This is a genomic window from Cryobacterium sp. Y82, from assembly GCF_002929495.1.
Taxonomy (GTDB): domain Bacteria; phylum Actinomycetota; class Actinomycetes; order Actinomycetales; family Microbacteriaceae; genus Cryobacterium; species Cryobacterium serini.
The window spans coordinates 143419-169891 of record NZ_PJJJ01000037.1 but is presented as its reverse complement, the minus strand read 5'-3'; the positions used below and the strand labels follow the sequence as shown (position 1 = coordinate 169891).

General features: G+C 64.8%; 24 protein-coding genes and 2 pseudogenes. 17 read left to right on the top strand and 9 right to left on the bottom strand.

Annotation, left to right across the window (positions count from 1 at the left end; translation table 11 throughout):
* Window positions 1-26: 26 nt before the first annotated feature.
* The 6 genes from CXY70_RS16055 (at window position 27) to CXY70_RS16035 (ending at window position 6008) form a co-directional block, all read left to right on the top strand.
* The gene (locus CXY70_RS16055) at window positions 27-2567 is read left to right on the top strand and encodes an ATP-dependent helicase (protein WP_104193339.1); all 2541 of its coding nucleotides are present in this window, start codon (window positions 27-29) and stop codon (window positions 2565-2567) included.
* A gap of 64 nt (window positions 2568-2631) precedes the next feature.
* The gene (locus tag CXY70_RS18420; RefSeq protein WP_233205988.1) at window positions 2632-2868 is read left to right on the top strand and encodes a hypothetical protein; all 237 of its coding nucleotides are present in this window, start codon (window positions 2632-2634) and stop codon (window positions 2866-2868) included.
* Window positions 2869-2872: 4 nt separating this feature from the next.
* Window positions 2873-3277: an FUSC family protein gene (locus tag CXY70_RS18415; RefSeq protein WP_369852778.1), complete on the top strand. Its 405-nt coding sequence runs from the start codon at window positions 2873-2875 to the stop codon at window positions 3275-3277.
* A gap of 65 nt (window positions 3278-3342) precedes the next feature.
* Window positions 3343-4767, top strand: a complete 1425-nt coding sequence (locus CXY70_RS16045; protein WP_233205987.1) for a ferric reductase-like transmembrane domain-containing protein — start codon at window positions 3343-3345, stop codon at window positions 4765-4767.
* Complete coding sequence (locus tag CXY70_RS16040; RefSeq protein ID WP_104193338.1) at window positions 4764-5237, top strand: FMN-binding protein; 474 nt, start codon at window positions 4764-4766, stop codon at window positions 5235-5237. The genes CXY70_RS16045 and CXY70_RS16040 overlap by 4 nt, the downstream gene beginning before the upstream one ends.
* Before the next feature lie 9 nt (window positions 5238-5246).
* Complete coding sequence (locus CXY70_RS16035; RefSeq protein WP_233205986.1) at window positions 5247-6008, top strand: FAD:protein FMN transferase; 762 nt, start codon at window positions 5247-5249, stop codon at window positions 6006-6008.
* Between the two features lie 34 nt (window positions 6009-6042).
* On the opposite strand, the gene CXY70_RS16030 is transcribed toward CXY70_RS16035, so the two are convergent.
* Both CXY70_RS16030 and CXY70_RS16025 read right to left on the bottom strand, forming a co-directional pair.
* On the bottom strand, window positions 6043-6453 hold the full coding sequence (locus CXY70_RS16030; protein ID WP_369852775.1) for a DUF3054 domain-containing protein: 411 nt from the start codon (window positions 6451-6453) through the stop codon (window positions 6043-6045).
* Window positions 6454-6541: 88 nt separating this feature from the next.
* On the bottom strand, window positions 6542-7252 hold the full coding sequence (locus CXY70_RS16025; RefSeq protein WP_104193336.1) for a VIT family protein: 711 nt from the start codon (window positions 7250-7252) through the stop codon (window positions 6542-6544).
* 253 nt (window positions 7253-7505) lie between these two features.
* On the opposite strand from CXY70_RS16025, the gene sucC reads away from it, so the two are divergent.
* The 6 genes from sucC (at window position 7506) to CXY70_RS15995 (ending at window position 14503) form a co-directional block, all read left to right on the top strand.
* Window positions 7506-8675, top strand: coding sequence for an ADP-forming succinate--CoA ligase subunit beta (gene sucC / locus CXY70_RS16020; RefSeq protein ID WP_104193335.1), 1170 nt, complete (start codon window positions 7506-7508; stop codon window positions 8673-8675).
* 13 nt (window positions 8676-8688) lie between these two features.
* A complete protein-coding gene (gene sucD / locus CXY70_RS16015) occupies window positions 8689-9576 on the top strand; it encodes a succinate--CoA ligase subunit alpha (RefSeq protein ID WP_104193334.1) in 888 nt (295 codons plus the stop codon).
* A 106-nt stretch (window positions 9577-9682) separates the two neighbouring features.
* Window positions 9683-10930: a DUF6350 family protein gene (locus CXY70_RS16010; RefSeq protein WP_104193333.1), complete on the top strand. Its 1248-nt coding sequence runs from the start codon at window positions 9683-9685 to the stop codon at window positions 10928-10930.
* 10 nt (window positions 10931-10940) lie between these two features.
* Window positions 10941-11525: a phosphoribosylglycinamide formyltransferase gene (purN, locus tag CXY70_RS16005; protein WP_104193332.1), complete on the top strand. Its 585-nt coding sequence runs from the start codon at window positions 10941-10943 to the stop codon at window positions 11523-11525.
* 3 nt (window positions 11526-11528) lie between these two features.
* Window positions 11529-13196: a bifunctional phosphoribosylaminoimidazolecarboxamide formyltransferase/IMP cyclohydrolase gene (purH, locus tag CXY70_RS16000; RefSeq protein WP_104193331.1), complete on the top strand. Its 1668-nt coding sequence runs from the start codon at window positions 11529-11531 to the stop codon at window positions 13194-13196.
* Window positions 13197-13423: 227 nt separating this feature from the next.
* Entirely contained in the window at window positions 13424-14503 is a 1080-nt protein-coding gene (locus tag CXY70_RS15995) for a Glu/Leu/Phe/Val dehydrogenase dimerization domain-containing protein (RefSeq protein WP_104193330.1), read from the top strand.
* Between the two features lie 93 nt (window positions 14504-14596).
* On the opposite strand, the gene CXY70_RS15990 is transcribed toward CXY70_RS15995, so the two are convergent.
* Window positions 14597-15286: a DedA family protein gene (locus CXY70_RS15990; RefSeq protein WP_104193329.1), complete on the bottom strand. Its 690-nt coding sequence runs from the start codon at window positions 15284-15286 to the stop codon at window positions 14597-14599.
* A gap of 586 nt (window positions 15287-15872) precedes the next feature.
* Between CXY70_RS15990 and CXY70_RS15985 the strand changes: the two genes are divergently transcribed.
* Together CXY70_RS15985 and CXY70_RS15980 are read left to right on the top strand one after the other, a co-directional pair.
* Window positions 15873-17735, top strand: a complete 1863-nt coding sequence (locus CXY70_RS15985) for an ABC transporter ATP-binding protein (protein ID WP_104193328.1) — start codon at window positions 15873-15875, stop codon at window positions 17733-17735.
* Window positions 17732-19537, top strand: coding sequence for an ABC transporter ATP-binding protein (locus tag CXY70_RS15980; protein ID WP_104193327.1), 1806 nt, complete (start codon window positions 17732-17734; stop codon window positions 19535-19537). Before CXY70_RS15985 ends, CXY70_RS15980 begins: the two co-directional genes overlap by 4 nt.
* A 143-nt stretch (window positions 19538-19680) precedes the next feature.
* Here the strand turns inward: CXY70_RS15980 and CXY70_RS15975 are convergent, their stop codons facing one another.
* A complete protein-coding gene (locus tag CXY70_RS15975) occupies window positions 19681-20037 on the bottom strand; it encodes a cupin domain-containing protein (protein WP_104193326.1) in 357 nt (118 codons plus the stop codon).
* Window positions 20038-20191: 154 nt separating this feature from the next.
* Here CXY70_RS15975 and CXY70_RS15970 point away from each other — a divergent pair, with 154 nt between their 5' ends.
* On the top strand, window positions 20192-21790 hold the full coding sequence (locus CXY70_RS15970; protein WP_199183464.1) for a DUF4389 domain-containing protein: 1599 nt from the start codon (window positions 20192-20194) through the stop codon (window positions 21788-21790).
* 45 nt (window positions 21791-21835) lie between these two features.
* Here the strand turns inward: CXY70_RS15970 and CXY70_RS18410 are convergent.
* The 3 genes and pseudogenes from CXY70_RS18410 to CXY70_RS15955 form a co-directional block, all read right to left on the bottom strand.
* A pseudogene (locus tag CXY70_RS18410) lies at window positions 21836-22678 on the bottom strand (sugar ABC transporter permease); the annotation flags it as partial.
* Window positions 22659-23009, bottom strand: a pseudogene (locus tag CXY70_RS18405) (ABC transporter permease subunit); the annotation flags it as partial. The pseudogenes CXY70_RS18405 and CXY70_RS18410, both read right to left, overlap by 20 nt.
* Window positions 22985-23728 (bottom strand): extracellular solute-binding protein, encoded by a 744-nt coding sequence (locus CXY70_RS15955; protein WP_233206009.1) that lies wholly within the window; start codon window positions 23726-23728, stop codon window positions 22985-22987. The pseudogene CXY70_RS18405 and the gene CXY70_RS15955, both read right to left, overlap by 25 nt.
* A 21-nt stretch (window positions 23729-23749) precedes the next feature.
* Between CXY70_RS15955 and CXY70_RS17635 the strand changes: the two genes are divergently transcribed.
* Window positions 23750-24172: a LacI family transcriptional regulator gene (locus tag CXY70_RS17635; protein WP_146066164.1), complete on the top strand. Its 423-nt coding sequence runs from the start codon at window positions 23750-23752 to the stop codon at window positions 24170-24172.
* A 104-nt stretch (window positions 24173-24276) separates the two neighbouring features.
* Here the strand turns inward: CXY70_RS17635 and CXY70_RS15950 are convergent, their stop codons facing one another.
* Together CXY70_RS15950 and CXY70_RS15945 are read right to left on the bottom strand one after the other, a co-directional pair.
* Window positions 24277-24615, bottom strand: coding sequence for an MGMT family protein (locus CXY70_RS15950; RefSeq protein WP_104193322.1), 339 nt, complete (start codon window positions 24613-24615; stop codon window positions 24277-24279).
* 18 nt (window positions 24616-24633) lie between these two features.
* On the bottom strand, window positions 24634-25086 hold the full coding sequence (locus CXY70_RS15945; RefSeq protein ID WP_104193321.1) for a GNAT family N-acetyltransferase: 453 nt from the start codon (window positions 25084-25086) through the stop codon (window positions 24634-24636).
* A gap of 158 nt (window positions 25087-25244) precedes the next feature.
* On the opposite strand from CXY70_RS15945, the gene CXY70_RS15940 reads away from it, so the two are divergent.
* On the top strand, window positions 25245-26459 hold the full coding sequence (locus CXY70_RS15940) for an NADP-dependent isocitrate dehydrogenase (protein ID WP_104193573.1): 1215 nt from the start codon (window positions 25245-25247) through the stop codon (window positions 26457-26459).
* Window positions 26460-26473: the final 14 nt, after the last annotated feature.

The window sequence follows — 26473 nt, the reverse complement described above, 5'->3', positions numbered from 1 at the left end:
GGGCCTCGCCTACACTGGAAACCGACATGACCACACCTCTGAACGCGGAATCCGCGCCCGCAACCTCAAATCGTTCGGCCACGCCGATTATTCTCGATTCGAACGGGTACGCGGGCACGGGGGAACGCGAACAGAGCCCACTGCTCGACGGGCTCAACCCGCAGCAGAAAGAGGCCGTCAAATATCGCGGCCAGGCGCTGCTCATCATCGCCGGCGCCGGCTCGGGCAAGACCAGCGTGCTCACCCGGCGGGTGGCGAGCCTGCTCGAAACCCGCGATGCCTGGCCGAGCCAGATTCTTGCCATCACCTTCACCAATAAAGCCGCCGCCGAAATGCGCGAGCGGGTGCACGCCATCCTCGGCCAGGGCTCCGATGGAATGTGGATCAGCACCTTCCACTCGTCCTGCGTGCGCATTCTGCGCCGCGAAGCCGAGAAGATCGGTTTGTCGAGCACCTTCAGCATCTACGACTCGGCCGACACCAAGGTCACCCTCAAGCGCATCATCAAGGGGCTCGACGCCGATACCTACGGGTTCACTCCTGGCTCGGCCGGCGCCAAGATCTCCAAGCTCAAGAATGAGCTCGCCGACGCCGATTCCTACGCCCGCAATGCGAACATGAGCGACCCGCAGGAGGTCATGTTCGTCGAGATTTTTCGGCAGTACTCCGCCCGGCTGCGCGCCGCGAGCGCGCTCGACTTCGACGATCTTATCGGCGAGACTGTCTACCTGTTCCGCGCGTTCCCCAAGGTCGCCGCCCTGTATCGACGTCGGTTTCGGCACCTGCTGGTCGACGAATACCAGGACACCAACCACGCCCAGTATGCCCTCGTGCACGAGCTCACCCGGCCGGTCACCGCCGAGCTCGCCCAGGAGATGGAAGACGACGGCGTGCACGTGCGTAACCTGCGTGACGCCACCGGCGCCATCCCCGGGGCGTCGCTCACCGTTGTCGGCGACTCCGACCAGTCGATCTACGCCTTCCGCGGCGCAGACACCCGCAACATCAGCGGTTTCGAGCGGGACTACCCGGGCGCGAAGGTGATTCTGCTGGAGCAGAACTACCGGTCGACCCAGAACATTCTCTCGGCAGCGAACGCGGTGATCGGCCACAACTTCGACCGCACCGACAAGAAGCTCTGGAGTGCGGGCGGCGACGGTGAGAAGATCGTCGGTTTCACCGCATATTCCGGGCACGACGAAGCCCAGTTCGTCTCCGACGAGATCCAGGTGCTGCACGCCGCCGGCATGGCGTACCGCGACATGGCCGTGTTCTATCGCACCAACGCGCAGACTCGAGCGTTGGAAGAGATTCTGGTGCGCTCGGCCACGCCGTATCGGGTGGTCGGTGGTACCAAGTTCTATGAGCGAGCCGAAATCAAGGATGCCCTGGCCTACCTCATCGCCGTCGCCAACCCGGTTGACGAACTCGCGCTGCGCCGCATTCTGAACACCCCCAAGCGCGGCATCGGCCCGGCCACCGAAACCGGGCTGTCGAGCTTCGCCGACGACAACGAACTCACCTTTCGCCAGGCCATGCGCAACTCCGCCGCACTCGGCCTCGGCCCGAAGGTGACCGGCGCCATCCTGAAATTGGCCGAGCTGCTCGACGCCGCAGCGCTCATGCTCGTGCCGACCTCGGTCACCGACGATGGTGTGCCGGTCGGCGGCTCCAATGTCGGTGCGGCTAACGTCAGCGAGGTGCTCGAGTTTCTGCTGAGCGGCAGCGGGCTGCTCGCCGTGTTGCGAAACAGCCGTGACCCGCAAGATGAGGTGCGGGCCGAGAACATCGAGGAGCTCGTCGCCCAGACCAAAGACTTCAATAAAGAAAACCCCGACGGCGGTCTCGTTGACTTTCTCACGCAGGTCTCCCTTGTGGCCGCGGCCGACGACCTCGACGACGCCTCCGGCACCGTCTCGCTGATGACGCTGCACACCGCGAAAGGCCTCGAATATGAGGCCGTGTTCCTGACCGGCGTCGAGGAGGGGCTGCTGCCGCACCAGATGTCGGCCAACGAGCCGGGCGGTCCCGCTGAAGAACGCCGCCTGTTCTACGTGGGCATCACTCGCGCCCGCAAGCGGCTTTACCTCTCCCTCGCTTTGACGAGGGCCCAGTTCGGCGATATTAACGTGGCCATGCCGAGTCGATACCTGCAGGAGATTCCGGCCGATCTCATCGACTGGAAACAGTCGCCGGGCATGGCCAACTCCCGCGGCGGTACCCAGCCGCGGGCGCTCAACGCGCGCCGCGATGGTGGCTTCGGCGGTTTCGGCAACTCGCTGAGTGGATCGGGCAGTTCAGATGACTTCGGCGGTCGCAGCAGGCAGCAGACCGGCCTGCCGCCAGGCAAGCCGAAGACCGAGTGGGCCAACAAAATCACCGGAACGGTGCGCGACAACGGCAGCCTCGAACTGACGGCGGGCGACCGTATCCGTCATCACGACTTCGGCGAAGGCCGGGTCAACCAGGTCACCGGTGAGGGCACCAAGCGCATCGCGCACGTGCAGTTCGACGCTGCGGGCGCCAAAAAGCTGTTGATCAAGATTGCCCCGATCGAAAAAATCTAGGGTGCACGCCGTTGGTCCCGGCCCGGACAGGGAACCGGGCAAGCCTGAATCCCTAAAACAGTGGGTGGTTTCCCTGAGTGCCTTCCAACTCGAGGTCGCCGCCCGCGCCGCAGTCGCCATTGCGCTGCCGCTCACCGTGCTCGTGCTCACTGGACAACTGGACTGGGCCGCCTACGCGGCCTTCGGCGGGATGACGGCGTTGTTAGGCCGCAACGAGCCCTACCGGGTGCGGCTGCGCACCGTCACCGTTGCCGGCACGCTCTGCTCGCCATCATCACCTTCGCCCTCATACTCGCCCTGACGCCGTGAGCCCGACCTCTACAAGAACCTGGGCGGTCGTCAGCGTGATTGCGGTGTTGCCGCCACCGGGAGCGAAGCACTCCGTGTCGCGAGCGGTCCACCGTATGATCGGCACAACGCTGGGCGTCGGCCTGACCGCCCTCGTGCTTTTGCCCGGGCCTCCGGTCGCCGTGCTCATTCTGGTCATCGCGCTCGGCCAGTTCGGCGCCGAAATTCTGATTGGTCGCCACTACGGAGCGGCCCTGCTGTTCGTAACCCCGCTCGCTCTCACCGTGGTGCACCTCACGAGCCCGGTTCCGGTGCCGGCGCTACTGGTCGATCGGGTGCTCGAGACGGTACTCGGCAGCGTCATCGCCCTGGCGATCGTGCTGCTCGTGCGGGCGAGGGGGCAGCTGAAAAAGAGGCATTGACGACACACAGACTGTTCACAGGTTATCGATAGCCATTCGATGGCACCCCGGTCGATGCTCTACTCATGAGCCTCGACACGCGCACCACTCGAACCGCCCCGGTGCCCACGCGCCAAAGCCGCGCTGCGACCCTGCACCCCGCCTACAACAAGCGGATGCGCTTGGCCGATAGCCTGCAGATTCTCTGCGTCGCATCGGTCGCCATCGTGATCGCCATCTTTCTCGCTGACGGGGGAGCTGCCAGGTTCGGAACGCCCGCCGAGGCCTTCAGCTCGCTCGGAATCGTCGCCGGGCTGGTCGGCACCGACCTTCTGCTCGTAATGCTCGTGTTGGCCGCGCGGCTGCCCCCGATCGACCGCGCCTTCGGGCACGATCAGGCCATGGCCGTGCACCAGTCGCTCGGTAAGCCGGCCCTGTACCTCATCCTGGGCCATGCGGCTCTGCTCATCACCGGCTACGCGCTCGCCGAGAACGTGAACGTAGTTGCCGAGACCTGGAACATGTTCACGGGCTTGCCTGACATGCCGCTTGCCTTTCTCGGCCTCGCGCTCATGATCGGTGTCGTCATCACCTCGCTCGTGGTCGTGCGTCGTAAGTTTCGCTACGAGGCCTGGCATGCCGTGCACCTGCTCGCCTACCTGTCCGTGCTTGTCGCCATCCCGCACCAGCTGAGCGTGGGGAACCTACTCAGTGAGGGCGCCATCGCCCGCTACTACTGGCTCGCCCTCTACGTTGCCGTTGCCGGCTCCATTATCGTATTTCGGTTCCTGCTGCCGGTCACCCGGTCGCTGCGCCACCGTCTCGTGGTAGACCGAGTGGACGCCGTCGCCCCTGGCGTCGTCTCCATCACCCTGACCGGCCGAAAGCTGGACAAACTCCGGGCGACCTCCGGACAGTTCTTCGTCTGGCGGTTCTGGGCCCATGGACTCTGGTGGCAGGCGCATCCGTTCTCCTTGTCGTCAGCGCCGAGTGAGCGCGGACTGCGCATCACGGTTCGCGGCCTGGGCGATGCCTCGCAGCAGCTTCCCCGGGTGAAACGCGGCACCCGGGTCAGCTTCGAAGGCCCGTACGGGCTCTTCACCGAGAACGCTCGAACCTCGCCCCGCGTCGTGCTGATCGCGGCCGGTATCGGCGTCGCCCCCATTCGGTCGCTGCTGGAAACGGTGTCATTCGTGCCCGGCAACGCCACCGTGCTGCTCCGCTCGCACAGCCTCGGCGATACCTACCTGGTTGACGAACTCACCGACCTGTGCCGGCTTCGCGGCGCCGAGCTGCGCATCATCGCCGGCAAACGACCCACGGGCGTGAGCACCTGGCTTCCAGCGGATGCTGTCCGCGCCGGCATCACCCTGCACACGGTCGTGCCTGAACTACTGGACTCCGATATCTACGTCTGCGGCCCCCGGCCGTGGACCGACGCCGTCGTGCGAGATGCCCGCGCTGGCGGAGTTCCCAAGAAGCAGATCCACTACGAAAGGTTTGACTGGTGAGAGCACGTGCAGTGGCCTTGTCCGCACTGGCCTCCATCTCGATTGTCGGCGTCGGCTGGCAACTTGGATCGCAGGCGATCGACGCGTCGCACAGTCTTGCCTCGAGTACCTCCGGAACCGACGCCGCTGCGGCGAGCGCGGCCAATCCGGCAGCTGCTGAAGCGATCAGCGCGACGGCCGCATCCGCCGCTCAATCGGGAACCTTCACCGGCTCGGTGGTGGCCACCCGGTTTGGCAACATGCAGGTCTCCGTGACAATCGCAGCTGGTGCCATCACTGACATCTCCGCCCTCCAGCTCACCAACCACGACGGCAGGTCGGTGCAGATCAGCAACCGAGCTGCACCAATCCTGCGCACCGAGGTGCTTGCCGCGCAGTCCGCGAGCGTGCAAAACGTGAGCGGCGCCACGTACACGAGCGACGGCTACCGGCAATCACTGCAATCGGCTCTCGATACGGCGGGGTTCTAGGTGCCCACCGTGCGCCGCGATTACAAGCGGATGCCCGCGCTCACCTTCGAAACGATGGGGACGGTCGTGAGTCTGCGACTGCCCGATTCGCCTGCCCCTGCCGATGCCATAGAGCTGGTCGAGACGGTGTTCCGTCGCTGGGACGAGCAGTTCAGCCTGTACCGAGAGCACTCAGAGCTGAGTCGCATCGCGCGCGGGGACATCCGTTTGACCGAGGCGAGTCAGGGTCTGCGCGACTGCTACGCCCTCGCGTTGACGTGGCGGGAACGCACCCAGGGCGTGTTCACACCTCATCGTGCCGATGGCGTCGTCGACCTCTCGGGCATCGTTAAGGCGCTCGCCATCGCCGAAGCCGGAGCAGCTCTGACGGCGCGCGGCCCGGCCAACTGGTCCATCAACGCTGGCGGTGATGTTTTGGTCAGCGAGGAGGCCGGGCACCCCGAACGGGTCGTAGCGATCGTCGATCCGGGCAATCGGGGCAACGTGATTGCGCACGTACCGCTGGGGCATCCGCTGCGGGCCGTGGCAACGTCGGGTAGCGCCGAACGCGGCGAACACATTTGGACCGCCCTGAACGGCGAACCGTCGCCGTTTCGCCAGGTGAGTGTATTCGCAGCCGATATCGTCACTGCCGACATACTCGCGACGGCGATCGTGGCCGGCGGAGAGACGACCCTGAACAAGATGACCGAGCACTTCGCCATCGACGTCCTCGCGGTGCTGCGTGACGGCCAGTTGCTCGCGACTCCGGGTCTGAGGCGGGCCGAATAGGTGAGTGTGCGTGTGGGCCAGCGTGATCCTGAAATCAGGCGGCGGCGGGCATGTGCTGGCGGTCGCGGCGGCGCAGGAGCGCGGCGATGGCACGCCAGCCGAGGAGAAACAGGCCGAGCACGATGGTCGTAACGATCGCAAAACTGAGTTGAACGCCCTGGCCACTGGCGAGGCGCAACAGAAGGCCGCCCGCCACGGTAGCGATCCAGATGCCGAGGCCGGTCCAGACAATGCGGCGCGGGTGTCGCCAGGCACGCAGCGCAAGCCAGCCGATGATTAAACCGCCGAGGAACGGCCAATAGGTTACGCCCAGTCCCGCCAGACTCTCGCCATGGCTCAATCGGCCGATCGCGGCGAAAGCCAGCACGAGGGCCGCGTCGAGAGCGCCCGCCGTACCGATCGAGGATCGCGACATAGGGCCAGCTCCGATGTGCAGTGATGCCATATTTTCAGCCTATCCACCCGGTCGAGATGGAACCCGGAGTTGGCTGTGAGCCCAGCACGGTAGACGCAGCCACTAAACACCGCCGCTACTAAACACCGCCGCCGATCAACGCCCCGATGACGTAGGTCACGGCGAGTGCGAGAATGCCGCCGATGACGATGCGGGCAATAGCGCGCGGTTTGGGACTGTTGCCGAGGTGCGCGCTGAGCCAGCCGGTGATGACCAGGGCCACGAGAACCGCGACAAAGGTGGCTGCGATGCGCCACTCGGCCGGGGGCAGCAGAACGGCCAGCAGGGGGAGTGCAGCGCCGACGGTGAAGGCGATAGCGGATGCGTAGGCAGCATGCCACGGATTCGATACGTCCTGCTCGGTGATGTGCAACTCAACTTCGAGGTGCGCTGCGAGGGCGTCATGCTTGGTGAGCTCGATCGCTACCTGCTGGGCGGTCGCGGATGAGAGTCCCTTGGCTTGGTAGAACCCAGCCAATTCGGCGAGTTCTTCCTCGGGCTCGTTCTCGAGTTCCCAGGTTTCCTTGGCGATGAGGGCGCGTTCGGAGTCACGTTGACTGCTCACCGACACGTACTCGCCGAGGGCCATCGAAATCGCGCCGGCGAGGAGGCTCGCGACACCGGCGATGAGAATGACGTGGGAATCGGTCGTCGCGGCCGCAACACCGACAACGAGGGCAGCGACGGAGACGATGCCGTCGTTCGCGCCGAGAACACCGGCGCGCAGCCAGTTCAGCCGGGAAGCGAGGCCGGCGGCGTGCGGTTCCACCGCTTGAACAAGATCAGTCATAGACCTAGATAAGCACTGAGTGGGGGCCTCGTCCAGCAAGGTGTGGCTAGCCTTCGCGGTGGTGTTTCGTGGCACCACAGTGGTGTTTCGGCGGCTGGGCGCGTGCGCCGCGCCGTTCGAATCACGCGCTAGAGTTTTCTCGGGCCGGTATGTCTTGATGTCGAGCTAATTTACGGCAACGACTGCTGTTACCAACAACCTCATATATCTTCACCGGCGGTGTGATCGCCAAGACGCGGATTGGAAGAGCAGCGTGGATCTTTACGAATACCAAGCGAGAGACCTCTTTGAGGAATATGGTGTGCCGGTTCTGCCGGGCATCATCGCGGACACCCCCGCCGAAGTCCGTGCAGCGGCCGAGAAGCTCGGTGGCGTTGTTGTCGTCAAGGCACAGGTCAAGGTCGGCGGCCGCGGCAAGGCCGGCGGCGTCAAGGTAGCCAAGACTCCGGATGACGCAGAGGCCGCTGGCCAGAGCATCCTGGGCCTTGACATTAAAGGTCACACCGTTCACCGCGTCATGGTGGCCGGCGGAGCCCGCATCAAGGCGGAGTTCTACTTCTCCGTGCTGCTGGACCGGTCCAACCGGTCCTACCTGTCGCTCGCTAGCTATGAGGGCGGCGTGGAGATTGAAGTTCTCGCCGTCGAGAAGCCAGAAGCGCTCGCCTACACGGCCGTCGATCCCTCGGTTGGCATCGACCTGGCGGTGGCGAAGCAGATCGCCATCGACGCCAAGTTCCCGGCCGAGCTTATCGATAAGGTTGCCCCGGTCTTCGTCAAGCTGTACAACGTATTCACGGGCGAAGACGCGACCCTGGTCGAGGTCAACCCCCTCGTGCTCACCGAAGAGGGCGACATCATCGCCCTCGACGGCAAGGTCACGATCGACGAGAACGCCGACTTCCGTCACCCCAAGCACGCTCTCCTCGAGGACGCCTCCGCGGCCGACCCGCTCGAAGCCAAGGCCAAGGCTGCCGGCCTCAACTACGTCAAGCTCGACGGTGAAGTCGGCATCATCGGCAACGGAGCGGGGCTCGTCATGAGCACGCTCGACGTCGTCGCCTACGCCGGTGAGAACTTCGGCAGCGTCAAGCCGGCCAACTTTCTCGACATCGGGGGCGGAGCATCCGCTGAGGTTATGGCCGCCGGCCTCGACGTCATTCTCGGCGACCCGCAGGTCAAGAGCGTTTTCGTCAACGTCTTCGGTGGAATCACCGCGTGTGACGCCGTCGCCAAGGGCATCGTGGGCGCGCTCGCCGAGCTCGGTGCGAGCGCCAACAAGCCGCTCGTGGTGCGCCTCGACGGTAACAACGTCGAGGAGGGTCGTCGCATCCTCGCCGAGGCGAACCACCCGCTCGTAACACTGGCCGCCACCATGGACGAGGGCGCCGCCAAGGCCGCCGAACTCGCCCACGCAGCGAAGTAAGGGACAACCACGCATGTCAATCTTCCTCAACAAAGACTCCAAGGTCATCGTTCAGGGCATCACCGGAGGTGAGGGCACCAAGCACACCGCCCTCATGCTCAAGGCCGGTACCCAGGTCGTCGGTGGCGTCAACGCCCGCAAGGCCGGCACCACCGTCGTGCACGGCTCGGTCGAGTTGCCCGTCTTCGGAACGGTCGCGGAGGCCGTCGCCAAGACCGGCGCCGACGTGTCGATCATCTTCGTGCCGCCGGTGTTCACCAAGGACGCCGTCATCGAAGCGATTGACGCCGAGATTCCGCTGCTCGTCATCATCACCGAGGGTGTTCCCGTGCAGGACTCGGCCGAGTTCTGGGCCTACGCCATCAAAAAGGGCAACAAGACCCGCATCATCGGTCCGAACTGCCCCGGCATCATCACGCCCGGTGAGGCACTCGTCGGCATCACACCGGCGAACATCACCGTCAAGGGCCCGGTCGGTCTCGTCTCCAAGTCGGGCACCCTGACGTACCAGATGATGTACGAGCTGCGGGACCTCGGCTTCTCCACCGCGATCGGTATCGGTGGCGACCCCATCATCGGCACCACGCACATTGATGCCCTCGAGGCCTTCGAGAACGACCCGGAGACCAAGGCGATCGTCATGATCGGCGAAATCGGCGGCGACGCTGAAGAGAAGGCCGCCGAGTACATCAAGGCGCATGTCACGAAGCCGGTCATCGGCTACGTGGCCGGTTTCACTGCACCAGAGGGCAAGACCATGGGCCACGCCGGCGCCATCGTCTCCGACGGAGCCGGAACCGCCCAGGGCAAGAAGGAGGCCCTCGAGGCCGCCGGAGTCAAGGTCGGCAAGACGCCGAGCGAGGCTGCGAACCTGCTGCGCGAGGCACTAGCCGCACTGTAGGCAGCACGCACGTCGTAAGGGGCTCGCCGATTCGCGGCGGGCCCCTTCGGCGTATCGGGCGCGTGCTGGCGAGCATTGTCGGTGCGGCGATATAGGCTCGCAACGGATGAACCGCATAACGACCGCCCTGCTCGCCGCTCTCGAGGCATTACTTGTCGTCGCCATCGGCATCGGTATCGCCATGGTGCCGCTCACCGTGCTCTGGGCCGCCCACTTTGGCCTCTCCGTGGAATGGTTCGTCTTCTGGCGCGCTGCCGCCGATATCTGGCTGCTCGGCAATGGCGTCGACCTCACGGTGCAGCTTGGCCCTGACGTCGCCGCAGCGCTCGCCCTGACCGGCGCAGACACCCCCTTTCTCATCTCGGTCGTGCCGCTCGGCTTCGCGATGCTCGCGGTACTGATGGGCGTGCACACCGGCCGTCGCGCCGCCGAGACCCCGCACCGGTGGACCGGCGTCGGAGTCGCCGTGGGCACGTATGCGATTCTCGCCGCGCTGGTGACCCTGTCCGCGGTGTCGGAAACGGTTGCGCCCAACCAACTGCAGGGGATCGTGCTGCCGACGCTCATCTATGCTGCCGGGGTTCTGGTGGGGGCGGAACTGGGGCGGCGGAAGATCGCGGGGGCCGCGGAGGGCCTGGATTTGGTGAGCCGCGGCATCCGCGCGGCCTACCAGCGGATACCGCACACCACTCGTACCGTCATCGAGGGTGCGCTGCGCGGCGGAATAGCCGCCGCGGCGGGCGTGCTGATCGTGTCGGCCGTGGCTGTCGCCGTGCTCATCGCGGTCAATTACGCGACCATTATCGGGCTCTATGAGGCGGTTCAGGCCGGTGTCTTCGGTGGCGCTACCATCACCCTGGCGCAGCTCGCACTCATTCCCAACCTCGTGATCTGGGCTGCCGCATGGTTTGTCGGGCCCGGTATCGCGCTCGGCGTTGGCACTACAGTTTCGCCGATCGGCACAGTCGTCGGAACCCTTCCCGGCCTGCCCCTGTTTGGCGCGCTGCCGCAGGGCACCCCGACCTACGGCTTTCTCGGGTTACTTGCGCCCGTTCTGATCGGTTTCGTTTTCGCGGTCGTGACCCGGCAGCTTTTAGACCGTGCTGGTGTCCCCGAGAGAACCACACTCGCGCACGTTCTCACCGGTCTCGGCATGGGCGTCGTCGCCGGCGCGCTCCTCTGTCTACTCGCCTGGTGGTCGGCCGGAGCGATGGGCCCGGGCCGTCTGGTTGAGGTCGGGCCGAATCCGCTGCTGGTCGGCGCGCTCGCCGCCGCCGAAATTGGCGTCGCTGCGGCCCTCGGCATGCTCGCCGGCCGGGTACGGCTCCCCGGTCGGCGCTCTTCCAAACGGTAGGCTCAAGATCGTGCTGTCTATTGTCGTGTTGATCTCCGGCGGAGGATCCAACCTTCGAGCCCTGTTGGAGGCGTCGGAAGACGCCGAGTTTCCGGCACGAATCGTGGCGATCGGCGCTGACCGCGACGCCGACGGGCTGGAGCTCGGCGTCGAATTCGGTGTCCCGGCCTTTTCCGTTCCGTTCTCCTCGTTTGCAGACCGGGCGGCCTGGGGCGACGAACTGCTCGCGCAGATTCAACAGTGGCAGCCCGACCTGGTCGTGCTGAGCGGCCTGATGCGCCTGCTTCCGCCGCGCGTGGTCGCCGCCCTGTCGCCAAACCTGATCAACACCCACCCCGCCTACCTTCCCGAATTTCCGGGGGCGCACGCCGTGCGCGACGCCCTGGCCGCTGGCGCGGTACAGACCGGAGCGAGCATTATCGTGGTCGACAACGGTGTCGACGCTGGCCCCATCCTGGTGCAGGAGCGCGTCGACGTTCTGCCCGGAGACACCGAGACTTCCCTGCAGAATCGCATCAAGATCGTCGAGAGACGCCTGCTCATCCAGGCTGTGCTCGACATCGCAAACGGACACATGAACCTCAAGGAGAACTAACGCATGAGTGGTAACACCAACGCGCCCAGCTCGGACCGTAACCGGGACCAGATCGTGATCGAGCGTGCACTCATCTCCGTGAGCGACAAGACCGGACTGCTCGAGCTCGCCGCCGCTCTGTCCGCGGATGGCGTTGAAATCGTCTCCACCGGCTCCACCGCGGCCACCATTCGCGCCAGCGGCCTAGACGTAACCGACGTTTCCGCGGTTACCGGTTTTCCGGAATCCCTCGACGGTCGCGTCAAGACCCTGCACCCCGGCGTGCACGCCGGAATCCTCGCCGACCTGCGCCTGGAAGCGCACGAAACGCAGCTGACCGAGCTCGGCATCAAGGCTTTCCAGCTCGTCGTGGTCAATCTGTACCCCTTTGTCGAAACCGTCGAGGGCGGCGCTGAGCCGGCCGACGTGATCGAGCAAATCGACATCGGCGGACCGGCGCTGGTGCGTGCATCCGCTAAAAACCACGCCAACGTGGCCATCGTCGTCGACCCGGCCAACTACGGCGAGATCATCGAAGCCGTCGCCGCTGGCGGATCGACCCTCAAGCTGCGCCAGAAACTCGCCTCGCTCGCCTTCGAGCACACCGCCGACTACGACCTGAGCGTGTCGGCCTGGTTCACCGAGAACGTCTACGACCAGTGGCAGGACGACGTCGAAGCGCCGGGCGAGGACGTCACGTTCGAGGCAGCCGAAGAAGAGGATGACGACGAGTCGCCGTTCCCTGAGGGGCTCGGCATCGAGGTCACCCGCGACGCTATCCTGCGATACGGCGAGAACTCGCATCAGGCGGCCGCGCTCTACGTCGGCGAAGGCGGTCGCGGCATCGCGCAAGCCAGGCAACTGCACGGCAAGGAAATGTCGTACAACAACTACGTTGACGCGGATGCCGCTGTGCGCGCCGCCTTCGACTTCAGCGAGCCGGCCGTTGCCATCGTCAAGCACGCCAACCCATGCGGTATCGCCATCGCCAAGCCCAACGCCCCGGATGCCATCGCCTCCGCGCACCTGCGCGCTCATGCCTGCGATCCGATCTCCGCGTTCGGCGGCGTGATCGCTGCGAACCGCGTCGTCACCCTCGGCATGGCCGAAACCATCAGCGAGATTTTCACCGAGGTACTCGTCGCTCCCGGCTTCGAGCCGGCAGCGGTTGCACTGCTCACCAAGAAGAAGAACATTCGCCTGCTTGAGCTGCCGGCCGACTACGAGCGTTCCTCGCTCGAGCTGCACCAAATCTCCGGTGGCCTGCTCGTGCAGGAAGCAGACAGCTTCGAAGACTTCAGCTCAGCCGGTTGGACTCTCGTGGCCGGCCCCGATGTGGATGCCGCCACCCGCGCCGATCTTGAATTCGCGTGGAAATCGTGTCGTTCCGTGAAGTCCAATGCCATTCTGCTCGCGCACGCCGGGGCATCTGTCGGTGTGGGCATGGGCCAGGTCAACCGGGTCGACTCTTGTCACCTCGCCGTGAGCCGGGCCGGCGAACGGGCCGAAGGCTCGGTTGCGGCGTCGGATGCGTTCTTCCCCTTCGCTGACGGACTCGAAGTGCTGCTTGAGGCTGGCATTGCGGCCGTCGTGCAGCCGGGCGGATCGGTGCGCGACGCTGAGGTCATCGCTGCGGCCGCCGCGGCGGGTGTCTCAATGTACTTCACCGGAGAGCGCCACTTCTTCCACTAGGTCCCCGCGCACGAAAAGCACCTTCGATGTTGAATTGAAGGTGCTTTTTGCCTACCCAGACGTCCTCCCACAGGGGTGAGAGGTAAATCCGGTTGCGGAATTCTCATGCCTGCCGAGCGGAGCGCAGCTGTTCACGACGGCGCCAGCTCCGAGTATCCTAATCGAGGCGGCGCCACACACCGGCACCGCCGCATTCGGCCCACAAGGCCCGAGACAACGGAGTTTCCATGACCCTCACGCACCCTGCCGCCGCCCTCGATTCCCTCGCAGAGATTCCACTTTCCCATGAAAAAGTGCTGATCACGACCGGGGAACGATCCGGGTTGCTGATCACGGTGGCTATCCACTCGACCCGTCTCGGTCAGGCCCTCGGCGGCGCCCGCCTGTGGCAGTACGCAAGCTGGACCGACGCGGTCGCCGACGCACTGCGCCTCTCCGCCGCCATGACCCTGAAAAACGCGGCCGCCGGTCTGAATCGCGGCGGTGGTAAGTCGGTCATCTACCTGCCGCTTGGCACGGTATTGACGGAGGCCCAGAAGCGTCTGGCGATGCTCGACCTCGGCGACGCCATCGAGAGCCTGAACGGCGCATACATGACGGCAGAGGACGTCGGCACGAGCGCTGAGCTCATGGCCATCGTGGCCGAACGCACGAGCCACGTCTGCGGACTGCCCGCTGTGAGCGGCGGCGTTGGCGAGCCAGCGGACGCCACAGCGGCCGGCGTATACGCGAGCATCGAATCCACTCTCGAAGCCCTGTTCGGCAGTGGTGATGTGCGCGGCCGCCACCTGGTGATCTCGGGCCTCGGCCAGGTGGGTGGCCGGGTGGCTACGGCCGCCGCCGCCGCCGGCGCCACCCTCACCGTCACGGACATCAACCCCGACAAGCGCGCGCTTGCCGACGAACTCGGAGCCCGGTGGGTGTCGGTCGCGGATGCGCACCGGGTGCACGCCGACCTGTTCGTGCCGTGCGGCCTGGGTGGTGTGCTGACGAAAGCCGTGATCGCGGAGTTGAATGTGCTCGGCATCTGCGGCGCCGCCAACAACCAGCTCGAAAACCCGGCCGGTGCCGCCCAGCTGGATGCGCGGGGCATTCTCTGGGCACCCGATTTCGTCGTCAACGCCGGTGGCGTCGTCTACCTCGATCTGGCGAGCGAACCGAACGCTGACCGCGCCGAAATCACCGAGCGCGTTGCGGCCATCGGGTCCGTGCTCACGCAGATCTTCACGGATGCCCGGGCGGACGAGATCACGACCCTCGCGGCCGCCGAGATGCTCGCCGCGACCCGTCTGAACGCTGCCCGGTAGTAAGCCCACTGCATGAGCGCGCCCCATTGGGACGCTATGTACGGTTATTGTAGCGACCACCGAGGTTGGGCTCGGTCACGGCAGGCGCATAGCTTATTCGCGCAGGTCGGCCGGGATGGTGGGCACAACACGGGCGGCCGCACGACGGTCTTTCAGCGTCGTGCGGGCGGCCTTGGCCAGCTCGGTGAGGATCGGAATTCCGGAAAGAAGAATGATTCCGATGATGAAGTATTCGGAGTACTTGGCGACAAAGGCAAACTGGCCGAGGAAGAATCCGACCAGGGTGAGGCCGACGCCCCAGGCGAAGGCGCCGATCGCGTTGTAGGTCACAAAGCTGCGGTAGCGCATCTTGCCGACGCCGGCGGCAACCGGCACGAAGGCACGGAAGACCGGCAGAAAGCGGGCCAGGATGATGGACTTACCGCCGTGCTTCACGAAAAACGCGTTGGTGCGCTCGACGTTCTTCGGGTTGAAGAACCGGTTTTTCTCGCGTGAAAACACTGCGGGGCCGGCCTTTCGGCCGATGACGTAGGCGAGCTGGTCACCGGCGAATGCGGCCGCAAAGACGACCAGGCAGGTCACCCAGATTGGCAGCGGCACGACGCCGGTCGCGGTGAGCAGGCCGACGGTGAACAGCAGTGAATCGCCCGGCAGGAACGACAAGACGATGAAGCCGGTCTCGACGAACACGATAACGGCGACGCCCAGCAGCACGAACGATCCAAACGAGTAGATCAGCCACTCAGAGTCGAGAAAATCGATTCCGAACAGGGTGGGCAGCATGAAGAGTCCTTCCAACACGGGTGCGCGGGGGCATGGCCATGCCAACGAGAGGCGCAGACTCCAGACTACGTGACGTGATGCTGGGATATGCCGGGCTGTTGAGCGTCGGCGCTGGTATGCCCTCAAGGTGAGCGGATGTTCCCGGCTCAGAAAATACTTGCGTTCTGCCCCCGTTTTCCAATATTCTGAAAGGCTGCCTGTTCCAGGGGCATGTGACAGACAGACTTGAGGCGCCCAGGAGGCAGACATGACAAAGACAGCACCGGTCACGCTCGCAACGGTTGCGAACGACGGCGCTCCCTTTGGCGCTTCTTTCCCTGCCCCGTAACCTCCCGCGGCGCCGTCATTGTGACCTGCGCCGACTAGTTTCGTCGTTGCTCATCAGGGCAGGCACTTTGCAATTGTGCCCGTGAGCCAACACCGCCTGACCGTATAGCCGCACCGTACCGCCGCACGTGACGCCTCACCCACTGCGACACGTCTCGTCAGCACTCCCGGCACATTGCGGGCACGCTATCGACGACCAGAGTTATCCGCTGCACCCGCGCAACCCGAGGCGCGGCCGCACCACAATCAGGACTGGACCATGACCACCACCGCACCGAAGGTACCGCCGCCTCCCACCAACGACGCCCCAATACGCAGCAACACCTTTCGCAGCCTGCAACGGCTCTATCCTTATGCCCAACCGGCTCTGCCCCGCATCTACCTCGGCATGGTCGCCGCGCTTCTCGCCGGACTCGTAGCACTGGCCATACCGCAGGTGCTGGCCTGGCTCGTCGACGGCCCGCTCAGCGAGGCCGGGAATAGCGACAGTGCCGCGCAGATCTGGCCGGCCGTGTGGATTGTTCTCGGACTCGGAGTGCTCGAGGCGATCATGATCGCGCTGCGCCGCTGGTTCGTGCTCACCCCCGGCACCCACATCGAGGCGCGCATGCGCAACCACCTCTTCGCCCGGCTGCAGGACCTACCGGTGAGCTTTCACGACCGCTGGCCGAGCGGCCAGCTGCTCTCGCGCGCCGTGAGCGACCTGAACCTTATCCGCCGCTGGGTGTCGTTCGGGTTCGTGCTGCTCGTGGTCAACTTTTTCACCATCGTCGTCGGCGTCGTTATTTTGCTCTGGATGCACTGGCTGCTCGGTGTGATCTTCGTGGTCTGCTCGATCCCGATCTGGATCTACGGCTACGTCTTCGAGGAGAAGTACTCCGTGATCGCCCGCCGCAGCCAGGATCAGGCCGGCGACCTCGCAACCGCCGTCGAGGAGTCCGTGCACGGCATTCGCGTGCTCAAGGCCTTCGGCCGTGGATCGTTCGCGCTCAAGAACTTCGCTTCGCAGGCGGAAGACCTGCGCGGCACCGAGATCGAGAAGGCCCGCGCCATCGCCGGTATCTGGCTCTGGTTGCTGCTCGTGCCCGACGTCGCGTTCGCGCTCTGTCTCGTGGCCGGCGTCTGGCTCACCAGCCTGGACGAGCTCAGCGGCGGCGAGCTGCTGGCGTTCTTCGCCACCGCGACCGTGCTGCGGTTTCCAGTGGAATCGATCGGATTTCTGCTGTCGATGACCTTCGACGCGCGCACCGCGACCGACCGCTTCTTCGACATTCTCGACACCCCGAACGAGATCACCGACCCGAAGGACCCGGCCACCGTGGCCGCGCCGCTCGGCCGACTCACGTTCGATAACGTGCACTTTCGTTATCCGGACTCGCCGGAGCGCTTTCCCGACCTGCTCAACGGCATCGACCTCGTTCTCGAACCGGGGGAGACCATGGCGCTCGTCGGCCTCACTGGAAGCGGCAAGTCCACACTCACGGCCCTCACCACCCGGCTGTATGACGTGACTGCGGGCGCCGTGACGCTCGACGGTGTCGACGTGCGGGCGCTGCGCCGGGAGGAACTGCGCAGCCACCTCGCGATGGCATTCGAAGATGCCACCTTGTTCTCGGCATCCGTTCGGGACAACGTTCTGCTCGGTCGCCCCGACCTTGCCGACAGTAGCCCCGAAGCGGATGCCGCACTCGAGCAGGCCCTGCAGATCGCGCAGGCCAATTTCGTGCACGACCTGCCGCTTGGCGTCGACACCCTCGTCGGTGAGGAGGGAATGAGCTTGTCCGGCGGGCAGCGGCAGCGTCTCGCGCTTGCCCGCGCGGTCGCGGCGCGGCCATCCGTTCTTATTCTGGACGATCCGCTGTCGGCGCTCGATGTGAACACCGAATCGCTCGTGGAGAACGCGCTGCGGGAGGTGCTCGTCGACACCACCGCGCTCATCGTGGCGCACCGACCGTCAACGGTCATGCTCGCCGACCGCGTGGCGCTGCTTGAGAACGGCCGCATTACCGCCGTCGGAACGCACTCCGAGCTACTGCGCACCAGCGCGCACTACACCTTCGTCATCTCCAGCCTCGAAGACGAAGAACGCAGAGAATCGAACCGAGCGGAGGAAGCACTGTGACCGTCAGCGGCGTCAAGGGCGAAGAACGCCACGACTTCACCAAGGCCGAAAGCAAGCAGATTCGTGCACGTTCGCTGCGCCTGCTCGGTTCATTGCTGCTGCCCGTGCGCGGCAAGGTCGTGCTCGCCATGCTCGTGGTCGTCGTCTCGACCGCAGCCCAGGTCGCCGGCCCCACGCTCATCGCCTTCGGCATCGACCGCGGGCTACCCGCATTGCTCAAGCAAAACTGGGTGCCGCTCGCCGCGACCGGCGCGATCTACTTGGTCGCCGGGGTGTTCGGCGCGCTGCTCATCGCCTGGTACACCGTGTTGAGCGCCCGGGTGAGCCAGGCTGTACTGATCGACCTGCGCAAGCGCGTGTTTTTGCATACTCAGAAGCTCAGCCTCGAATTTCACGAATCGTATACCTCCGGCCGCATCATCTCGCGGCAGACCAGTGACCTCGATGCCATTCGCGAACTGCTCGATTCCGGCATCAACCAGTTGGTGCAGGGCATTCTCTACATGTCGTTCACCGCGATTGCCCTGGTGCTGCTCGACGGCACCAGTGGACTCGTGCTTCTGGGCGCACTGCTGCCGCTCGTCATTCTCACCCGCTGGTTCCAGGTGCGCTCGCAGAGCCTGTTCCGGCAGTCGCGGGTCGCATCGGCCAGCCTGATCGTGCGTTTCGTCGAGACGATGACCGGAATTCGTGCCGTGAAGGCTTTTCGCACCGAAAAGCACAACGAGTCGGTGTTCGGCAAGCTCGTCGAAAGCTACCGCCTGGTCAACGCGCGCGTCATCCAGCTGTTCGGGGTCTTCGACCCGGGGCTCGTTCTCATCGGCAACGTCACGGTCGCTGCCGTGCTGCTCGTTGGTGGTTTTCGGGTGGCTGACGGCCAGCTGGCCATCGGCGCGCTGCTCGCGACGTTGCTTTATACTCGCCGGTTCTTCGACCCGATGGAGGAGATGGCGATGTTCTACAACTCTTACCAGTCGGCCGCTGCGGCGCTCGAGAAGATCTCGGGCGTGCTTGAGGAACGCCCCGGCGTGCCCGATCCGGTCGCTCCGGTGGACCTCTGGGAGGCTCGTGGTCGGGTGCGGTTCGAGAACGTGCAGTTCGCATACCGGGCTGATCGGGAGATCCTGCCGCACTTCGACCTCGATATTCCGGCCGGGCAGACCATCGCCCTGGTCGGGTCGACCGGAGCCGGTAAATCGACGCTCGCCAAGCTCATGAGTCGGTTCTACGACCCGACGGATGGCCGGGTTCGGCTCGACGACGTTGACCTGCGCGACCTGCATCCCAAGGACCTGCGGCGCGCGATCGTCATGGTCACCCAGGAGGCGTACCTGTTTAGCGGTTCGGTCGCCGAGAACATCGCAATAGGAAAGCCGGATGCTTCGGCGCAACAAATTCGGGCCGCCGCGGCTGCCGTCGGCGCTCACGACTTCATCGAGAATCTACCGAACGGATATGACACCGACGTGAATAAGCGCGGCGGGCGCGTATCAGCCGGGCAGCGCCAGCTGATCTCGTTTGCGCGCGCTTTTCTCGCCAACCCGGCGGTGCTCATCCTCGATGAGGCCACGTCGTCGCTCGACATTCCGAGCGAACGGCTCGTGCAGGAGGCGCTGCAAACTTTGCTCGCTGATCGCACGGCCGTGATCATCGCCCACCGCCTGTCGACGGTGGCGATCGCCGACCGGGTACTCGTGATGGAACACGGTCGCATCGTGGAGGACGGAACCCCGAACGACCTCATCTCGGGAACCGGCCGCTTCGCGACCATGCACGCGGCTTGGCGCGAGTCCCTCGTCTAGCAGTCCCTCCGGGAGTTGCGCCGGTGCGCGAGGGTTCGAGTTTGGCGCAGGTCCCGCGCCACGCGACGCGCGGGATTTGCGCCAGTGCGTGCGAGTTGCGCCTCCCGCGCACTGGCGCAACTCCCGCGCGTCCTGGAACTGCTTCAGGGCAGGGGACCGAGGGGTTCGGGGGAGCCGGGGGCGAGCGGATTCGGGGCCGGCTCCTTGAGTTCCACGAAAATGGTATGCGTGGCCGTTTCTCCGGTGTTCGCACCGGAATGCTCCTGCGCGGGAAGCCACCGGGCTACGCCCTCCGGCAGCTCGAGGTCGACGGATCGACCACCGGTGGTCAGTCGCCGAGTGAACGCCGTGAGGGTGAACATGACGCTGTCCGGATGCCGATGCGGCGTTGTTTCATCGCCGGGCCGGTCGAGATACTCAAGCACCCGCACCCGCACCCGCTCGTTTTCAAAGATCACCCGATAGAACTGCGGGTTGGTGACGACCGGATCGCTCTGCATGCCAGCACGGTAGCACCGCGCCGACGGTCAGCACAGCAAACCACAGTCGGGTCTTTGGTCACTGGTCAGGCGTGCGGAGGTGGGGCATGCTGGGGTCGGACTTTCCGTCCCTTGGCATGCACGTTTTAAGAAAGGCCGCCAGACGATGAGTAACATGAACTCGCCTACCCGACCCGGGCTACCCCCTCCCGATTCGTCGCCGACAACCCCAGCTCGTGTGCCGTCAGGGGCACGGACGGGACCGATCATCATGCTCGTACTGGGCGCGGTGCTGGGCCTGGTCGGTGCTGGCATGCTGTCCGGGGGAACGGCGCTGGCCGTTGCCACGGCTGCCCAGGGGAACGACGGATACTTCACGTCGCAGGCCGAGACCTTCACGGTCGATTCCTCCGCGATCACGTCGCCGAATTTTGACGTCGGCATGGACTTTATGGTGCCGACAGGAGTCGGATTCGACATCGCCACGCTGCGCCTGCAAGCGAGTAATGTCGCGACCGATCGGGACGTCTTCATCGGCATCGCGCCACGCGCCGACGTCGATGCCTACCTCGCCGACGTGAACTACAGCGAGCTGCGTGACGTACAGACGACACCGTTTCGGGTCGACTACCTCGACGTTCCGGGCACCCAAGCGCCCGCTGCTCCCGCCGAACAGACCTTCTGGACCGAATCTGCAGCGGGCGCCGGCACTCAGGAGATCATCTGGAAACCCGCCGCGGGCGACTGGTCGGTCGTCGTGATGAATGCCGATGCCACGCCCGGAATCGCGGTGAACCTCGCGGGCGGCGTACACACCGACCTGCTGGGGCCGATCAGCGTGGGGCTCCTCCTCGCGGGTGGCATCCTCTTTCTGCTGGGCGTTCTGCTCGTCGTGTTGGGTGCCATCGGACTCGGGAGAAGGCTCACGCCGACGTCACACGGGCCTGGTGCGCGGGGTGATGCTGGTGCGCCAGCGCAGCCGCCCGCGTTTGCCCGAGTGGATGGCACGGTCGCCGCGGCGGCGACCGCGCTGCCGGCAGCCGTTTTGGTCGCTTCCATTTCGCCCAAACCCGTGTATCCGGCAGCGCTGACCGGGCACCTCGACCCCGTGCTCTCGCGTGGACTGTGGCTGATCAAATGGCTGTTGGCCGTTCCGCACTTCGTGCTGCTCGCCGGCCTGTGGTTCGCTTTCCTGGTCACGACCGTGGTGGCAGCGTTTGCGATTTTGTTCACCGGTCGCTACCCGCGTTCGATCTTTCACTTTAACGTGGGCGTGCTGCGGTGGAGCTGGCGCGTGTCGTTCTACGCCTATTCAGCCCTCGGTACCGACCGGTACCCGCCGTTCACGCTCGCGCGCACCGATTACCCGGCCGATTTCGACGTCGAGTACCCCGAACGCCTGTCACGCGGCCTCGTGCTCGTGAAGAGTTGGCTGCTCGCCATTCCGCACCTGGTGGTGCTCACGGTTTTCGTCGGCGGAGGGGCGGCCGGGGCCAACCCCTGGCGAGGAGACGGTGGAACAGGCGCTGGCGGAACCGACGGAGTGTCCCTCCTGGGCATTCTCGTCGTGGTCGCCGGGGTCATCCTGCTGTTCACCAGCCAGTATCAGCGGCCGCTGTTCAACGTCATCATGGGGGTCAACCGCTGGGTGTTTCGCGTCGTGACGTACACGGCGCTGCTGCGCGACGAATACCCACCGTTCCGACTGGATCAGGGCTCGACCGAGCCGGCCATCGAACCCGCCGCTGAAACGTTCGCCAGGTCGACCCCCTAGACCGTGCCGGTCCGTGCGACTTGCTGCGGTCGGGCCAGCCGTTGGCTACTTGTCTGACCCAGCAGTGAGGCCGCCCACGATGCACTTCTGCAGGTAGAGGAATAACGCCATCACCGGCAGGGCGGCCAGCACTGCCCCGGCCGAGAAGGCACTCCAGTCGGCGTAGTTCGGGTTGGACACCAACCGGTACAGTCCCACGGCGAGGGTCTGCTTGTCCGGGTCGATCAAGAGAACGCTGGCGACCACGAAATCGTTCGTCGTCGCGATGAACGAGAGCAGCCCCACGACGGCCAGAATCGGGGCGACGAGCCGCAGAATGATCGTGAAGAAGATACGAGCGTGACTGGCCCCGTCGATCTTGGCCGCCTCATCGATCGATGCGGGAATGGTGTTGAAGAACCCGTACATGAGGTACGTGTTCACGCTGAGAGCTCCGCCCAGGTAGACCATGATCAGGCCGATCTGTGTGTTCAGGCCGATTGCCGGGAACAGGTCGCTGATCGTACTCATCACCAGAAAGATCGCAACGACGGCGAGCAGCTGCGGAAACATCTGCACGAGGGTCAGCAGGCCCACCCGACGACCGGTGAAGCGCATGCGCGAGAAGGAATATGCCGCGAGGGCGCCGAGGAACACGGTGAGAATCGACGTCGTCGCGGCGATGATGATGGTGTTGCCGAACCACAACGCAAACGGGGCCTCCGGCGTGCTGAGAATGCGAGCGTAGGCATCGAAGCCGATGCGCGAGAACAACTGGTTCGATCCGGTGAGGGTGCCATGCGGATTGAGCGACGCCGACAGCACGTACAGCAGCGGAAAGCCGGAGAACACGACCATGACGATGCCCACCAGGTGGCGCCAGCCAGTGCGAGCAAACCAGCGCCGAAAAAAAGACGAGGAGCAGTGGCAGCTTGATCAGCCGGAACACCGCCCAGGGCCTGGCGCCGTCAACCGTGGCCGCCTCTTCCAGCTCTGCCGGAATGGATTGCAGCGCCCCGGTGCAGACCAGGAACATATAGGGGAAGCCAAGCCACAGATTCACCACGAGAACGCTGAGCTTGGCTAACCACGCATTGGTCAGCCATGGAATCTCGGCGCCGCCGAGCAGAACCTGGTTCACAAAGCCGAAGCTTTCACTGAGCATTCCCGCCCAGACCAGCGCGGACAGGAACGCGGGAAAAGCGTATGGCAAGATCATGGCGACGCGATAGAATTTGCGGCGGCCTGGGCGATGCCCCAGAACTGCCAGACCTGGCCCATGGCAGGGATGGCGGGCATCGGCACGGCGACCTTGTTCGCGCTCTGCTCGCTAATGAAGAACCCCTTGACGCCGGCGAAGGGAGCCGCAGTGCCCGTTGACGGAGCGGCGACCGGGTCGACGGCGAGATTGATGCCGGCGTCGAGCGCAGCGCCCACGTTCCACGGACCGGTCAGCCAGAAGGCCGCGTCGCCGGAAGTGAAGGCGGTCTTGGCGATGTCACCGGTGATCTCGGTGTTTAACACCCCGGTACCGTTTTTGCCCTGGCTGGCGAGCCAGCTCGCGAAGGCCTCGCCCCCGGCATTGCCGATCTCAAGCTTTGTGGCGTCATAACCGCCGGAAGCGTCGGTGCCAAAGACTGGTGCGCCGAAGGAGGTTTCGAAGGGGTACAGGTGGTACGGGTTGCCGTCAACACCCTGCTCGACGAGGAACGGGTAGGTCACCCCGGCGGCCGTGCCCTTGGCGATCATGTCTTCATAGGAGCTGGCCGCTTCGGGAACGAAGTCCGCGTTGCGCAACAGGGCGAGGTTCTCGACGGCATAGGGCAGTTCGTAGACCTGGCCGTCATAGGTGGACGCCGTGATGGCGACGGGGAGAAAATCGTCGGCCTTGTCGCCGAGTTCGATCGGGCTCACGACGCCGTTGGTGACCAGTTCGCCGAGCCAGTCGTTGGCACCCATGGTGATGTCGGGAGCTTTCATGTGTCGCCGGCCACCCGCCTGCGCGTTGCGGCATCCGCTGCCCATCTCGGGTATGTCGTGTCGTCGAACGCGTCCAGCCTCGCGTTCGGGCGCATGAAGAATATCGGCGTCGTCGTGCCGTTTTTAAATCACTGGTTTTTCGCGAGTGTCGTCGAAGGCGCCCAACAAGCGCTGCAACGTCACGGGTACGACGTCACTCTGTGCAACCTCACCGGCGGGCTCGAGGCTCGCCGCAGCGTTTTCGAACACTTTCTGCTGCGCCAGAGAGTGGATGCTGTCATTGCGGTTTCGCTCGAGCTGACAGCACCGTTGCACAGTTTTTGCAGCGGCAGGGCGAGAAAGCTGTCGAAGTGCTCATGGAAGAACTCCGACCGCATCCGGAGTCCCGCACGGGTCTCAATATCAACATGCCGTTCGAGCTGATCGTGCGGGGCAGCACGGCGCGCCCGATGGTGTGACCGGCCAGCACTTCCGCCTCCGCCGTAATCGTTTGGCGAGTGGCGATGGAGTCGGCTGTGCCCTTTGCATCATGTGCGCGGCGACCAGCGGGCAGCCGCGTAGTCGACGCGGTAGGCGGCATCCGTTGTCGCCCGCTCCTGGACTGCGCGAATCAGCGGCGTGCGCTCGGTCTCGTAGTGCGGCAGCGCTTGGGCCTCATGCCCGATGGGCGGATGCCCGCCAGAACGAACCACCCGCCACCACGCCACGTCAGAGCCGTAACGAGCCATGACTTGGCCGACGGCACGGGCGGCGCGAGAGCCAAGCTCCGCGGCCACGCCGCCGTAGGTCATCACGCGACCCGCCGGGATGGACTCAACCACACCGAGCACCCGTGACACGAAGTCGTCGTGCTCCGGCGTGGTCATGCGCACACTGAACGCGGCTCAGAGCTTGAGCGAACCGATGACCTCGCCGTACTGGGTTTCGCCGACGTCGACGAAGCCAAGGCGGTGAAAGAAAGCCTCGGGGCCGTCGGTGCCGGGCTCCCAGATGACGTTGACGTGCTCGAAGCCGCGCTCGCGAGCTTCGGCGGCGAGGGCTTCTGCAGCGAACTTGCCGACGCCCTGCCCCTGGGTCTCAGCGTTGACGTTGATGCGCCAGATGCAGGCGCGAAATTCTTCATGCTCGGAATTGGGGTCGAAATTTCCGTGGATGAAACCAGCGACGACGCCGTCGAGGAGCACCACGCGCTGCCACGAGGTGGCCGGGTTGATCACAGAGGCGGCTACCGAATACGACACCGGCGCAATGAATTGCTCCTGGCCCGGTTTCAGGCTCAGGTTGTTGGCCGCAACGATGTTACGTGCGGATAGTTCTTCCAGCGTCAGCTCACCCATGTGCTCAGGCTAACGTGCGCCCGGGGTCGCCGGTAGTCGAGCAACACTTCGACACCCGCGATTGGCTCCTACATTTATCTCGATGTCAAGATAGTTGTGAGCTTCTAGTAAGCTCGACGGTGGTCGTGACGGCCACACTGAGCAAAGAGGAGAATTTTTTGTCGAAGATCAAGGTTGAGGGAACAGTTGTCGAGCTCGATGGCGACGAGATGACCCGCATCATCTGGCACGCCATCAAGGAAACGCTCATTCACCCGTACCTCGACATTGATCTCGAGTACTACGACCTCTCGATTCAGAAGCGCGACGAAACCAACGACCAGGTCACGATCGACGCGGCCCACGCCATTCAGAAGCACGGCGTCGGCGTGAAGTGCGCGACCATCACGCCCGACGAAGCTCGGGTGGAAGAGTTCGGCCTCAAGAAGATGTGGCTCTCGCCGAACGGCACCATTCGCAATATCCTCGGCGGCACCATCTTTCGCGAGCCGATCGTCATCTCCAACATCCCGCGACTGGTGCCGGGCTGGAACAAGCCGATCATCATCAGCCGCCACGCCTACGGCGACCAATACAAGGCCACCAACTTTCGTTTCAAGGGCAAGGGCACGCTCAGCATGACCTTCACCCCGCAGGACGGCAGCGAGCCATCGACGTTCGAGGTGTTCGAAGCTCCCGGCGACGGTGTCGCCATGGGTATGTACAACCTCGACTCGTCGATCACCGACTTCGCTCGCGCCACCCTGGCCTACGGCCTCGAGCGCAACGTGCCGGTCTTCCTCTCGACCAAGAACACCATCCTCAAGGCCTACGACGGTCGGTTCAAGGACATCTTTCAGGACATCTTCGACGCCGAGTTCAGGACCGCGTACGAAGCGGCCGGCCTCAGCTACGAGCACCGTTTGATCGACGACATGGTCGCCTCGGCCATGAAGTGGGAGGGCGGCTACCTCTGGGCCTGCAAGAACTACGACGGCGACGTTCAGTCCGACACCGTCGCCCAGGGCTTCGGCTCGCTCGGCCTCATGACCAGCGTGCTCTCCACCCCCGACGGCAAGATCGTCGAAGCGGAGGCCGCCCACGGCACCGTGACGCGTCACTACCGCCAACACCAGCTTGGCAAGCCCACCTCGACCAACCCGATCGCGTCGATCTACGCCTGGACACGGGGGCTCGCGCACCGCGCGAAGCTCGACAACAACCCGGCCTTGGCCGAGTTCGCGTTGACGCTCGAAGACGTCGTCATCAAGACCGTCGAAAGCGGCAAGATGACCAAGGACCTCGCGCTCCTGGTCGGCCCGGACCAGAGCTACCAGACCACCGAGGAATTCCTCGCGTCACTGGCCGAGAACCTGCAGACGCGCCTGGCGTAGTTCGTACCAGCCGT